At 44.3% G+C, this 12,411-nt stretch carries 11 protein-coding genes, 1 tRNA gene and 1 other RNA gene; 6 read left to right on the plus strand and 7 right to left on the minus strand.

Features of this window, described 5'->3' with window-relative positions; all coding sequences use genetic code 11:
* The 3 genes from D8877_RS12560 to D8877_RS00015 form a co-directional block, all read right to left on the minus strand.
* Window positions 1-4,599: accessory Sec-dependent serine-rich glycoprotein adhesin (locus D8877_RS12560; protein ID WP_125352335.1), on the minus strand; the 4,599-nt coding region annotated here is incomplete at its 3' end.
* Window positions 4,600-4,810: 211 nt separating this feature from the next.
* Window positions 4,811-4,898, minus strand: a tRNA-Ser gene (locus D8877_RS00010).
* 38 nt (window positions 4,899-4,936) lie between these two features.
* The gene (locus tag D8877_RS00015; RefSeq protein WP_125352060.1) at window positions 4,937-5,776 is read right to left on the minus strand and encodes a DUF695 domain-containing protein; all 840 of its coding nucleotides are present in this window, start codon (window positions 5,774-5,776) and stop codon (window positions 4,937-4,939) included.
* Between the two features lie 299 nt (window positions 5,777-6,075).
* On the opposite strand from D8877_RS00015, the gene D8877_RS00020 reads away from it, so the two are divergent.
* Window positions 6,076-6,675 carry a hypothetical protein gene (locus D8877_RS00020; protein WP_125352062.1) on the plus strand — a complete coding sequence of 200 codons (600 nt, stop codon included), beginning with the start codon at window positions 6,076-6,078 and terminating at the stop codon, window positions 6,673-6,675.
* A 90-nt stretch (window positions 6,676-6,765) separates the two neighbouring features.
* Here D8877_RS00020 and D8877_RS00025 read toward each other — a convergent pair whose 3' ends face one another.
* Window positions 6,766-6,966 carry a hypothetical protein gene (locus D8877_RS00025; RefSeq protein WP_125352064.1) on the minus strand — a complete coding sequence of 67 codons (201 nt, stop codon included), beginning with the start codon at window positions 6,964-6,966 and terminating at the stop codon, window positions 6,766-6,768.
* 289 nt (window positions 6,967-7,255) lie between these two features.
* Here D8877_RS00025 and D8877_RS00030 point away from each other — a divergent pair, with 289 nt between their 5' ends.
* The 5 genes from D8877_RS00030 (at window position 7,256) to D8877_RS12355 (ending at window position 10,272) form a co-directional block, all read left to right on the plus strand.
* Window positions 7,256-7,606, plus strand: a complete 351-nt coding sequence (locus D8877_RS00030) for a helix-turn-helix domain-containing protein (RefSeq protein WP_125352066.1) — start codon at window positions 7,256-7,258, stop codon at window positions 7,604-7,606.
* Window positions 7,607-7,624: 18 nt separating this feature from the next.
* Entirely contained in the window at window positions 7,625-8,005 is a 381-nt protein-coding gene (locus D8877_RS00035; RefSeq protein ID WP_125352068.1) for an ImmA/IrrE family metallo-endopeptidase, read from the plus strand.
* Window positions 8,006-8,203: 198 nt separating this feature from the next.
* On the plus strand, window positions 8,204-9,154 hold the full coding sequence (locus D8877_RS00040; protein ID WP_125352071.1) for an Abi family protein: 951 nt from the start codon (window positions 8,204-8,206) through the stop codon (window positions 9,152-9,154).
* A 167-nt stretch (window positions 9,155-9,321) separates the two neighbouring features.
* Complete coding sequence (locus D8877_RS12350; RefSeq protein WP_260468618.1) at window positions 9,322-9,567, plus strand: tyrosine-type recombinase/integrase; 246 nt, start codon at window positions 9,322-9,324, stop codon at window positions 9,565-9,567.
* A gap of 255 nt (window positions 9,568-9,822) precedes the next feature.
* On the plus strand, window positions 9,823-10,272 hold the full coding sequence (locus tag D8877_RS12355; RefSeq protein WP_260468619.1) for a site-specific integrase: 450 nt from the start codon (window positions 9,823-9,825) through the stop codon (window positions 10,270-10,272).
* A 124-nt stretch (window positions 10,273-10,396) separates the two neighbouring features.
* Here D8877_RS12355 and ssrA read toward each other — a convergent pair.
* The 3 genes from ssrA to rpoD all read right to left on the minus strand — a co-directional run bounded on the left by ssrA (window position 10,397) and on the right by rpoD (window position 12,409).
* Window positions 10,397-10,745, minus strand: a transfer-messenger RNA (tmRNA) gene (ssrA, locus tag D8877_RS00050).
* Between the two features lie 92 nt (window positions 10,746-10,837).
* The gene (locus D8877_RS00055; protein ID WP_002897870.1) at window positions 10,838-11,176 is read right to left on the minus strand and encodes a metal-sulfur cluster assembly factor; all 339 of its coding nucleotides are present in this window, start codon (window positions 11,174-11,176) and stop codon (window positions 10,838-10,840) included.
* A 120-nt stretch (window positions 11,177-11,296) separates the two neighbouring features.
* Window positions 11,297-12,409, minus strand: a complete 1,113-nt coding sequence (gene rpoD, locus D8877_RS00060; RefSeq protein WP_002897871.1) for an RNA polymerase sigma factor RpoD — start codon at window positions 12,407-12,409, stop codon at window positions 11,297-11,299.
* Between the last annotated feature and the right edge of the window lie 2 nt (window positions 12,410-12,411).

The following is a 12,411-nucleotide window of genomic DNA, read 5'->3' on the forward strand; positions in this document are numbered from 1 at the left end:
GCGCTCGTCGGCGCTCGTCGAGGCTGAGGTGCTTGCAGATACTGACGCACTCGTCGAAGCAGACGTACTTGCACTTACTGATGCACTCGTGGACGCGGACATGCTTGCGCTTACCGACGCACTCGTCGATGCTGAGGTACTTGCACTTACCGACGCGCTCGTGGAGGCTGAGGTGCTTGCGCTGACTGACGCGCTAGTAGACGCTGAGGTGCTTGCTGAAACTGATGCACTCGTGGACGCTGAGGTACTTGCGGATACCGACGCACTCGTCGATGCTGAGGTACTTGCGCTTACCGACGCGCTAGTTGAGGCTGAGGTACTTGCTGATACTGACGCACTCGTGGAGGCTGATGTACTTGCACTCACTGACGCACTGGTTGACGCTGATTCACTTGCGGATACTGATGCGCTTGTGGACGCTGACGTACTTGCGGAAACTGAGGCGCTGGTTGATGCTGACGTACTTGCTGACACTGACGCGCTCGTTGAGGCGGACGTGCTGGCAGACACTGATGCGCTAGTCGAGGCTGAGGTACTTGCTGATACGGACGCGCTGGTCGACGCGGACGTGCTGGCAGACACTGACGCACTCGTTGAGGCGGACGTGCTGGCAGACACTGACGCACTGGTTGACGCTGATTCACTTGCGGATACTGATGCGCTTGTGGACGCTGACGTACTTGCGCTTACGGACGCGCTGGTCGATGCCGACGTGCTTGCTGACACTGACGCGCTCGTTGAGGCGGACGTGCTGGCAGACACTGATGCGCTAGTCGAGGCTGAGGTACTTGCGCTGACTGATGCACTCGTCGACGCGGACGTGCTAGCGCTGACTGAAGCACTTGTTGACGCGGACGTACTTGCAGATACAGATGCACTTGTTGAGGCTGAGGTACTTGCAGATACCGACGCACTCGTCGAGGCAGATGTACTTGCACTCACTGACGCACTTGTTGAAGCGGACGTGCTGGCGCTTACCGATGCACTCGTTGAAGCCGAGGTGCTTGCAGATACAGACGCACTCGTGGAGGCTGATGTACTTGCACTCACTGAGGCACTCGTGGAGGCAGATGTACTTGCACTCACTGACGCACTCGTGGAGGCTGATGTGCCTGCTGAAACTGACGCACTTGTCGATGCTGATGTGCTTGCGCTCACTGAAGCACTAGTTGAAGCTGAGGTACTTGCGCTGACTGATGCACTCGTTGAGGCCGAGGTGCTTGCACTTACGGATGCGCTCATGGATGCTGAGGTGCTTGCACTTACTGATGCGCTCGTTGACGCAGACGTACTTGCACTTACGGAGGCGCTGGTGGACGCTGACGTACTTGCACTTACTGACGCACTTGTTGACGCGGACGTGCTGGCAGACACTGATGCGCTAGTCGAGGCTGAGGTACTTGCTGATACGGACGCGCTGGTCGACGCTGACGTGCTGGCAGACACTGACGCACTCGTTGAGGCGGACGTGCTGGCAGACACTGACGCACTGGTTGACGCTGATTCACTTGCGGATACTGATGCGCTTGTGGACGCTGACGTACTTGCGCTTACGGACGCGCTGGTCGATGCCGACGTGCTTGCTGACACTGACGCGCTCGTTGAGGCGGACGTGCTGGCAGACACTGATGCGCTAGTCGAGGCTGAGGTACTTGCTGATACGGACGCGCTGGTCGATGCCGACGTGCTTGCTGACACTGACGCGCTCGTTGAGGCGGACGTGCTGGCAGACACTGATGCGCTAGTCGAGGCTGAGGTACTTGCCGATACGGATGCGCTGGTTGAAGCTGAGGTGCTTGCACTTACCGATGCACTCGTCGATGCAGACGTACTTGCCGATACGGACGCACTCGTTGATGCAGATGTACTTGCACTCACTGACGCACTCGTCGATGCTGACGTGCTTGCGCTTACTGATGCACTCGTCGACGCTGACGTGCTTGCGCTTACTGATGCACTGGTTGACGCGGACGTGCTGGCACTTACTGATGCACTTGTTGATGCTGACGTACTTGCTGATACGGACGCACTAGTCGAGGCTGACGTGCTTGCAGAAACTGATGCACTCGTCGATGCAGACGTACTTGCTGATACAGATGCACTAGTCGAGGCTGACGTACTTGCACTTACAGAGGCGCTGGTGGACGCAGACGTACTTGCGGATACGGACGCACTAGTGGACGCTGACGTGCTGGCAGACACTGATGCGCTAGTCGAGGCTGACGTGCTTGCTGATACGGACGCGCTGGTCGAGGCTGACGTGCTGGCAGACACTGACGCACTCGTAGACGCTGACGTACTTGCGGATACTGACGCACTCGTTGAAGCTGACGTACTTGCGGATACTGATGCGCTTGTGGACGCTGACGTACTTGCGCTTACGGACGCGCTGGTCGATGCCGACGTGCTTGCTGACACTGACGCGCTCGTTGAGGCGGACGTGCTGGCAGACACTGATGCGCTAGTCGAGGCTGAGGTACTTGCTGATACGGATGCGCTGGTTGAAGCTGAGGTGCTTGCACTTACCGATGCACTCGTCGATGCAGACGTACTTGCGGATACGGACGCACTCGTTGATGCAGATGTACTTGCACTCACTGACGCACTAGTCGATGCTGACGTGCTTGCAGAAACTGATGCACTAGTCGATGCTGACGTACTTGCTGATACAGATGCACTAGTCGATGCTGACGTACTTGCGGATACTGAGGCACTGGTGGACGCAGACGTACTTGCACTTACAGAGGCGCTGGTGGACGCAGACGCACTAGTGGACGCGGACGTGCTGGCAGACACTGATGCGCTAGTCGAGGCTGACGTGCTTGCTGATACGGACGCGCTGGTCGAGGCTGACGTGCTGGCAGACACTGACGCACTCGTAGACGCTGACGTACTTGCGGATACTGACGCACTCGTTGAAGCTGACGTACTTGCAGATACTGATGCACTTGTCGACGCTGACGTGCTGGCACTCACTGAGGCACTCGAGGAAGCAGATGTACCTGCTGAAACTGATGCACTTGTCGACGCGGACGTACTTGCACTTACCGATGCGCTAGTGGACGCAGAGGTCTTAATTGACACAGAAGTACTTATAGATGCGGAACTACTTGCTGAAGTTGAGGCACTAGCAGAGGCTGACTTACTTTCAGCAATAGATGCGATTGTTGAGGTAGAGGCGCTGACGGATGCGGAGGTGCTTGCAGATTTAGAAGTACTTCCTTCTCTTGTATCTACTAACTTGCCACCATCAACTGTGGCCGTTCTGCCATCTCTGAATGTGATAGTAGCATCACCATTATTAGAAACCGAAATAGCTGTATTTAAGTTTTTATTTTCTACATCTATCGCTCTTAAGTTTGGATTACTCTGCTTAATCGCTTCTCTGACCTGATTTTTTTCAGTTTCAGATAATTGATTAGGATTGTTGACTAATACAGTATTCTCAGGAAGATTTGGTCTGTATCGAATAATTAACATAAACTGACCATTAACTTCTCTTTTTCTAACCGCAGCGTTCATTTCTTGTTGCGTCACATTCACGTTACCTGCAGCATCGGTAGCAACAATATAACGCGTATAGTCACCAATAGCTGTATCAACAGGAACATTTCCATAAATTCGTATCCTTAGCTGATTACCCTCTTGTTGAACTGAATGTTGCACCCAATTAGTAGCTCTATCATCGCCATTATTATATAGCCAACGATATCGTGTTCTGGATATATCAAAAGCATTCGAATTATCTGTAACAGTCGCATAATATTCGAATGACTCTCCTCTATAAACTGTAATTTCACTTGGAACATTAACAACAGGTCTCTCTGTATCAACTGCATTTGCTACATCACGACGTTTCCGAACACGAGCAGTTTCACTTGAGGTACTGGTTGAGGCATTATTAGTCGAAGATCTATTGGTTTCAGATGATGCACTTTGACTATTTACAGTAGATTCTGACTTGGAGCTAGCTGAGGTAGATGCTGGCTGAGATGCACTGACTGAATCAGATGTACTTGAAGACACTGAAAGAGACTCAGATACACTTAAGGAATCTGAGACTGCTTGAGATGTGCTGGCACTGATAGAAGCAGAGCTAGACTGTGACATTGACTCTGAAGCTGAAATGCTGGCAGAGATAGACGCACTGACAGAAGCACTGGCACTGGCTGAGGATGTATCTGATACAGACTCTGACTCAGTATGTGAGCTTGCTGTTGCGGTCGCTGCTTCAGCAGCACTGCTTTCTTCTCCTAAAACTGTTTCACCACGTGTCGCTAAAACGTCTGTCGTGTCGATGACTTTTTCCAGAGCCTGCTCTTCTTCCGCATGGACGATTGTGTTTGTCACAACAGCTCCGCCCAGCACGGCTCCCGTGGCGATAATGCCCCTCAAAAAGTCTATGCCGCTCTTCTTATCGGTAACTTGTTCTTCCGTTACCTTGAGCTCGATCGATGAAAGGCCTCCCCCTCTCATTGATCTAAAAAGGCCGAACTGTGATGTCGCAGCACGCAGCCAATGCTTGCCCGATTTAATCAGCTTAAAACGAGTCACACGCTCTACTTCGTGGTACTTACCTTTTTGACGTTTAAAAAACATAATTCTCCCTTTAATTTATATCCTTTTTAAAAATCCATTAATCCCATTTTACCACACTATTATATAAAATGAACAATAAAATACTTATTTTTTTTGCTGAAATTGTTTTCAAGTATTTCCAAAGATATTCATATTCAAAAAGAATCGCCTTACTTTCATGCCTCTTTTACAAATAGAAAAAACGCCAAACAGCGTTTCTTGCATCTTATGACGGAAGACATGGGATTCGAACCCACGCACGCTTTTACACGCCTACTGCGTTTCCAACACAGCCTCTTAAGCCTCTTGAGTAATCTTCCACAAAAGAGAAAGCCCAGCTTTCTCAAAACTTTAACCATTATACCACATTACAGCCCCAACCGCCATAGTTTCCGTTAAATTTTTTCACAAATTCGACTAAAGTCCAAACATTCTGGTTCAAATCAAAGATTTCTGTCGTATCCATACGAATCACATGCAGCTGATATGGTTTGTCAGCATCTTCTATCTTTTCAGCTGATACGAGGCTATAGCCCAGTTCTTCGACTTCCTTTAGGAAACCATCTCGATCTTCCTCAGACGCAAAATAGGCCCAATGGTCAATCTCGCGCTCCTGACTATGATCATCGCCGTCCTGCTCCAGTTTGTACCAGACCCTCTGGTTAAGAATGGTCTGATACTCGTATTCATTAGGATAGAGAAAGTCAAAGTACTGATTCCATTCCTCGTCTTCTAGGGTTGCCGAGTCATAGCGGCGATCTGGAAAGTCGCGCATCACGTTCGCAATTGGCTCTAGATGGCTTTTCTTGTCTTGCAGATAATAGTAAAACTCAATATTTCCATCTGTCGTAATCACACCAACATGAATGCCACCGACCTGCCCTAAAGCCTCAGAAAGCCGGTCCTCAATCACATTCAGCTCTTTAAACTCATCACTAGATGGAAAACCTGTCTCCCCATCGTACTGGAGGAGCGTTACCTTGAGCCTCATAGCATAGGCGTATAGAGGATAGGGTGCCTCATCAGCCAAAGCAAGATTCAGACGGATACTAGCCAACTTGTCATCTATATAGGTTGAGAAAGAGCCCCACTCACTAGGAAAAGGATCTTCAGAAGGCACATCAAGCACTGCTTCTTCAACCTTTTCTACTTTCTCTTCCTCTTGCTTCTTACCAAACAGATTCTTAAAAAAACTCATATCAAACTTCCCTTAATACTTATGAAACCAACCCAATAGAAATACAAATATTTCCTTTGTCATCACTAACATCATTGTATTACTTTTTCAGACAGAAATCAAGATTTCCTGAACATCGCAAAAGCAAAAAACGCTGATTTCTCAACGTTTTAGAAAGACTTTAAAATAATGGAGCCTGAATGACTTCAACCTTTTTCATTAAACCGCTACTTAACCAACTCGATTCATTTTTTGTGTTGTTGGCTCATATATTCTCTTTTCTTTTCGTGGTATAATTAAATAAAAACGAGGTTTTTAATATGTACCGTTTTAATATTCCAGATAGCAATGATTGGCTCTATTTTTACGGCGTTGATGAAAAACCAACTCCTCTAGTAGCGAAGAAGTCAGCTGCAATTGCCGACTTAGTTTTTCCGGATATTTCCAAGGAAAAACTGATCATAGTAAACGGCCCACTATCCGGCGTCCCAATGGTTTTCCCGGAAAATCATATCATTTTTCTATCGACTGGCGGAGATCAATGCCTTGCCCAAACAGTTTTTCAGATAGGTCACGAACTTTGCCATTTCTATATCAAAGCCAATCAAATCAACAATGATATGTTTTGGTTTGAAGAGGTGCTCTGCGAAGTGTCTTCACATTATTTTCTGCATCAATATAATCTTCATACCGTTTGGCCGACTGATAATCAAACAATGCGATACGACGCATACAGTGCTATGATGTTTAAAAACCATAGCGAGGCTTTCGATTACAAAAAATTGATTTTCTATGACTCAGACATTACTCTCTACATGAAGAACAATTCAATCGATCGTGAGAAAAATAGATTTTTAGCTTCGCTGCTTTTCCCTATCTTTCTCAAAAACCTAATCTTTTCCAAACTTTGCCGAAATTAAGAAATTTATACGGCTTAAAAGACTTTCGTGCCTTTCTGAATGCTTGGAAAGACTCGGTTTTTGAGAATGATAAGGTAGCGGTTCAGGAAGTTATTCACATATTCCTTTAACACACATGTCTTCTAACTCTTCCTCGATTAAATTTCGATCGCTCATTGCTCCAGTAGGTAAGTAAAGCCCCACTTCTACCAATGTCAGGGCTTTTTTGACGGCTTCTACAGCTTCAGCGACTGTTGTTCTTTCTACTCTCTGTGTAGTCTTTTGGCTAGACGAATAATGTTTTGGTCTCATGGACTTTCTCCTTTCTTAATTTAAAAATTAAAGAAATAGAAAATTTTTTTGTTATATCGCTTGACAGTTTTTACACTAAGGCATAAAATGTAAGCATAATTAAAAGACTTGATAAAACAATACATCTATCAATTAAAAGCGCTCGTCAAAGCTATTTAATTTTTAGATAAATTTTTACTAAATCTTAAACTTGCAAAAACTATTTTGCGCTAGAGCATTGTTTTTTAACAGAAAATAATACCTTTTTATAAAATATTTTTTATCATACCCAAGAAAGGGCTTTGCAACAATGTTTTCTACACTTGAAAAAATAAAAGAACTATCCTATAAACGGCACATAAATCTACAAAAAGTTGCCGAAGACTTAGGTTATAGTGTAAATTATTTTTATTCACTAAAAGAAAAAACTTTAAAATCTGACCGTCTTCAAGAAATCGCAGACTATTTCGGAGTATCTACCGACTATCTACTAGGTCGGACAGATAACCCAGCTATCGCAGGAGAAAAAGCTCCAGAGCACGAAATAGAACTCGACGACTTGGACGGCCGCATCATGCTGTTTGACGGCAAGCCTTTGTCTGATGACGACAAGCGAGCCATAAAAGGCATCATAGAGGGTTATCTCAATAGCAAGAAATAAGTTTAGGTAGGGGAGATTATGAATAAAGAAAAAGAACTCTTGGAGCAATACCAGGTATCACTCCAAACTTTTGAGCCTGACCAATGGGCTGGGCGTGGTTTCTATGACGCAGAGACAAGGACTATTTTCTTGAACAGCTCCTTATCGCCTGCAGAGCGCCACAGAGTATTGCTACACGAATTAGGGCACTTAGAGCATATCTGCTCTATCTATCGTCACTCTGCCATGCGCTGCGAGAATGAAGCTAATAGGCACATGATCCATAAGCTATTAGAAGAACTCGCATCATCAGACGACCATCAATCATTTAACTTCTTGCGCTTTATGCAAAAGCATAAGCTAAAAACAGTAACAGATGAAATGATGGTTATTGATGAATATTTTGAGTTGATTGGTTGATTAATCCTTGTAAACTTTTGCACAGAATCACGTATGAGTGCAAAAAAAAGTTGACAAAGCGTAAAAAACGCCAAAAAAGATATTGACTTTTTTTAAAAAATAATTTAGAATGATGTCATTAGAGAAAAAAGAGTCGGTATCTCTACGGGGACCGATACGGAGAAACTCCTTCATTCTAAATAGAATGGGGGAGTTTTTTTGAAGACTTTTAAAACAATTGAAGAACAGATTGTGATACTAAAAGATAGAGGTCTAATCATTAGAGATGAGTCAAAGGCAGCTAAATATCTGTTAAGCAACAATTACTACAACATTATCAATGGATACAGTAAATTTTTTCAACTTCCTAATACAGACACTTATATTGACGGAGTCACATTTAACGAAGTTTCAACTCTCTATATATTTGATAAAGATGTAAAACAAGCAATACTACAGGCTATTCTTGAAGCTGAACACCATATCAAATCAATCACTGCTCATATATTTTCAAAGACCTATCCCAACCAAAGATATGCTTATCTAAATACAAATTCTTATGCCAACAACAAAATATTAGATGTAGGATTTATTGTGTCGAAGCTATCTAAAATTATAAACAAGAACAAAAAATACTCAGGGACTTCTATTTATCACTATGCACGCACTCATTCCGATGTGCCTATCTGGGTATTGACTGATTATCTAGACTTTGGGGATTTACGAATGATTATAGAAAATCTACCGACTTCCCTTCAAAATGATATAGCAAGGGAGTTAGCGAGTTTTATAAAATCAAACGTACCTGACTTCAACAATGTTTTCCCGCCTGAAACGTTGATATCGTTTCTAAAAAATATCAATGAAGTACGAAACAAATGCGCTCATAATAATCGTTTGCTAAACTTCAAATGTCGTTCTAATAGTACATTTTGGGAGATAATCCATAATGAAGAAATTTTGATGGGGGATGACAGTAGAAAAACTGTATATTCAACGATTATTAGCCTTCAATGCTTCATCAGTGGAGCTAAATTCAGCATTTTATTGGATACTCTTAGGAAAAAAGTTAAAAAACTAGAGGAAAAACTACATTCTATAGACATTAATGTTATCAATCAGTCATTAGGCTTTCCTGATGATTGGCATAATACTCCGCCAAGACAATAAAAATCCCCATGCTCGCTATCGCAATACTTAGAGCATGAAGAAACTTGTATAAGAAACAACCATTCAAAAGGTCGTTTTCTTGTGCTCATTCTACCAAATAATGAAGGCAAAATCAATGGAAATTAAGTCTTACAAGAAGAAAAATGGCGACAAGGCTTATATGATCCATGTCTACATTGGAAAAGCAAAAGGAACTAGAAAAGGCAGAGGAAAACAAGACAGAAAAAACGGTCTATAAAATATCTGAAGAATGGCTCAAAGAATACTATGATACTGTGCAAGAAAGCACACATATTAAGACCTATAGAAATATTAAGAACCATATCTACCCAGAATTAGGCAGCCAGAAGATAGCAAGTATAAGCCCTATAGAATTCAAGAGCAAGTCAACGTTTGGCCGAAAAAGCTCGTAAATAGCCTCAAGTTAAAAGGGGTGATGAACAATATTTTTAAGTATGCTTTCGGCACGGCTACACAAGCAGCAAGCCAATAGATAGCGTAGTAACTACAATCAAGAAGCAACATGATAGCACTAGTGAAATTTATGACAAGAAAGAGCTGAAATCGTTTCTAAAGCTAGTAGATAAGACGGGGGACATTAGAAAGATTACTCTGTTTCGTCTTCTGTCATTCACAGGGGCACGAAAAGGCGAGATTTTAGCTCTTAAATGGGAAGACTGGACGGATATACCCTAGACATAAACAAAGCTGTCACAAGAGGTTTTGCGGGCGAAGAAATAGGCTCTACAAAGACAGCTATCAGCAAGCGATTGATAAGTCTTGATCCAAAAACTCAAAAACTGCTATCTGAGTACAAGAAAAGTTCGACTGGCTCAGATTATATTTTCGGTAACGAATTAAACAAGCCAATCCCTAGCACACTACCAAGAAAATGGCTGTTAGACATAGTCAAGGATAGCAAGGTCAGGCCAATCAAGATACATGGCTTTAGACATACGCATGCCAGTCTATGTTTTGAAGCAGGCATGACCTTGAAACAGGTACAGCATAGGCTCGGTCACTCTGATTTAAAAACGACCATGAACATATATACTCACATCACCAAGCAAGCAAAAGACGACATCGGCGAAAGATTTGCGAACTATATAGACTTTTAGGAGGGACACCTCCTTTTTGTAACTCCTTTTATAACTCCTTTTTTCAAAAAGGTTTAGAAAATAATAAAAAATATAAAATAAAAACCGTTGATAATTCAACGGTTTAAGAAGTTTTAAGAAATAATAATGGAGCCGGTGGGAGTCGAACCCACGTCCAAACACCTGCTAACACATTTGTCTACAACCATAGGCTATGTATTGATTTAACTTCACTTTGACACATAGCTCAAGCCCAAGTCAAGCGAGTCTATCAATCTCTTGCAAAATCCCTAGACTAGACTTTGCCGTAGCTTGCTCATAATAAGACCTGTCATCAGACACAAGCAATCCGAATCGGGTCACGCTGGCTGGTTTTTAGGCAGCTACAGCGTAAGAATTGTTATTTTTTGCAGTTATATTTAACTGGCGTTTTACATCCGCTAGATGGGTTGCAAAATGTGCCTCATAATGCCTGTCGAATCCGTAACGACCCCAAAACAATAGCAAGACAATAGGAATATTATAACAGAATCCACCAAAAAAAGCAAAAGCCTGCATGCAGCAGGCCAGCACTTACTATCTGTTCTTAACGAATCCCCAAAGCAATCCGAGCATAACGGCTCATCTTTTCCACCGTCCAAGCTGGGTACCAAACCAACTTAACATCCGTCTTGGTAACCTCTGGAACATCTGACATGGCATCATAAATCTGGTCAGTCAGAAGATCCGCCAGAGGGCATCCCATGGTTGTCAGGGTCATATCGATTTCCGTTTCTCCATTGGTCTCGTCAAAACGGATTTCATAGATTAGGCCCAGGTTGACAATGTCAATCCCCAGCTCTGGGTCGATGACCTGCTCCAAGCTCTCTAAAATACGTGTTTTAATCTTTTCAACTTCTTCAGGGCTGTATTTTTGTTCTGACATGCAATATCCTCCTTATAGATATGGCAAAAGTTCAAGTTATCTTGAGGGGGCTTTTGTTTTCAGCTAGGATTGCCGGCTTGACGTTTTCCTGCTCTGCCCCCTCGTTGCGCTCTTCTGTTCTTAATCTTCAATAAAGTCTCTGAGTGGTTTGCTGCGACTTGGATGGCGGAGTTTACGCAGGGCCTTGGCTTCAATCTGGCGAATCCGCTCGCGGGTTACATTGAAGACCTTGCCGACATCTTCCAGTGTCCGCATTTTCCCATCGTCTAGACCAAAGCGCAGACGCAAGACGTTTTCCTCGCGGTCTGTCAGCGTATCCAAGACCTCATCCAGCTGCTCACGAAGGACGACACGAGTTGTATAGTCAACTGGATTTTCAATCACTTCGTCTTCGATAAAGTCACCCAGATGGCTATCATCTTCCTCACCAATAGGGGTCTCCAGAGAAACCGGCTCCTGAGCAATCTTGAGAATCTCACGAACCTTATCCGGTGTCATATCCATACGCTCAGCGATTTGCTCTGGCGTCGGGTCTTGACCCAATTCCTGCAAGAGATTACGTTGCTCGCGAACCAGCTTGTTAATGGTTTCCACCATGTGAACCGGAATCCGAATAGTCCGAGCTTGGTCAGCAATCGCACGGGTAATGGCCTGACGAATCCACCAAGTCGCATAAGTTGAAAACTTAAATCCTTTGGTGTAGTCAAACTTATCAACAGCCTTCATCAGCCCCATGTTTCCTTCTTGAATCAAGTCAAGGAACTGCATACCACGGCCGACATAGCGCTTGGCAATGGAAACAACCAGACGAAGATTGGCCTCAGCCAGACGCTGCTTGGCTTCCAAGTCTCCCTGCTCTACCAAGATAGCCAGCTCCTGCTCTTCTTCATTGCTGAGAAGGGGCACAACCCCGATTTCTTTCAGATACATGCGGACTGGGTCATTGACCTTGGCTGAATTGCTGCCCAAGAGCTCTTCATCCGTCAGCTCTGCTTCTTCCTCTTCGTTATTTAAGACGCGCGCGCTGGGATTTCCTTCTTTATCTGTAATCGAGATACCAGCATCCTGGATACGCTGCAGCAAATCCTCAATCCCATCAGCGTCCAAAGTGAAAGGAATAACCAGTTGGTCATTGATTTCATCATCTGTCGCAACCCCTGTCTGCTTGTGGTTGCGGATGAATTCTGCAATTTGAACGTCTAATGTTGTTACTTCTTTTTGTTTTGTAGCCATTC

The organism is Streptococcus sanguinis (assembly GCF_003943735.1).
GTDB classification, from domain to species: domain Bacteria; phylum Bacillota; class Bacilli; order Lactobacillales; family Streptococcaceae; genus Streptococcus; species Streptococcus sanguinis_E.

Bases quoted from the DNA above. Each gene is read 5' to 3' on its own strand.
- D8877_RS00030 (WP_125352066.1), top strand. From the start codon at position 7,256: ATGTTTTCTACACTTGAAAAAATAAAAGAACTATCCTATAAACGGCAC.
- D8877_RS00015 (WP_125352060.1), bottom strand. From the start codon at position 5,776: ATGAGTTTTTTTAAGAATCTGTTTGGTAAGAAGCAAGAGGAAGAGAAA.
- D8877_RS00055 (WP_002897870.1), bottom strand. From the start codon at position 11,176: ATGTCAGAACAAAAATACAGCCCTGAAGAAGTTGAAAAGATTAAAACA.
- D8877_RS00025 (WP_125352064.1), bottom strand. From the start codon at position 6,966: ATGAGACCAAAACATTATTCGTCTAGCCAAAAGACTACACAGAGAGTA.
- D8877_RS12355 (WP_260468619.1), top strand. From the start codon at position 9,823: ATGGGAAGACTGGACGGATATACCCTAGACATAAACAAAGCTGTCACA.
- D8877_RS00035 (WP_125352068.1), top strand. From the start codon at position 7,625: ATGAATAAAGAAAAAGAACTCTTGGAGCAATACCAGGTATCACTCCAA.
- D8877_RS00020 (WP_125352062.1), top strand. From the start codon at position 6,076: ATGTACCGTTTTAATATTCCAGATAGCAATGATTGGCTCTATTTTTAC.
- D8877_RS12350 (WP_260468618.1), top strand. From the start codon at position 9,322: ATGTCTACATTGGAAAAGCAAAAGGAACTAGAAAAGGCAGAGGAAAAC.
- rpoD (WP_002897871.1), bottom strand. From the start codon at position 12,409: ATGGCTACAAAACAAAAAGAAGTAACAACATTAGACGTTCAAATTGCA.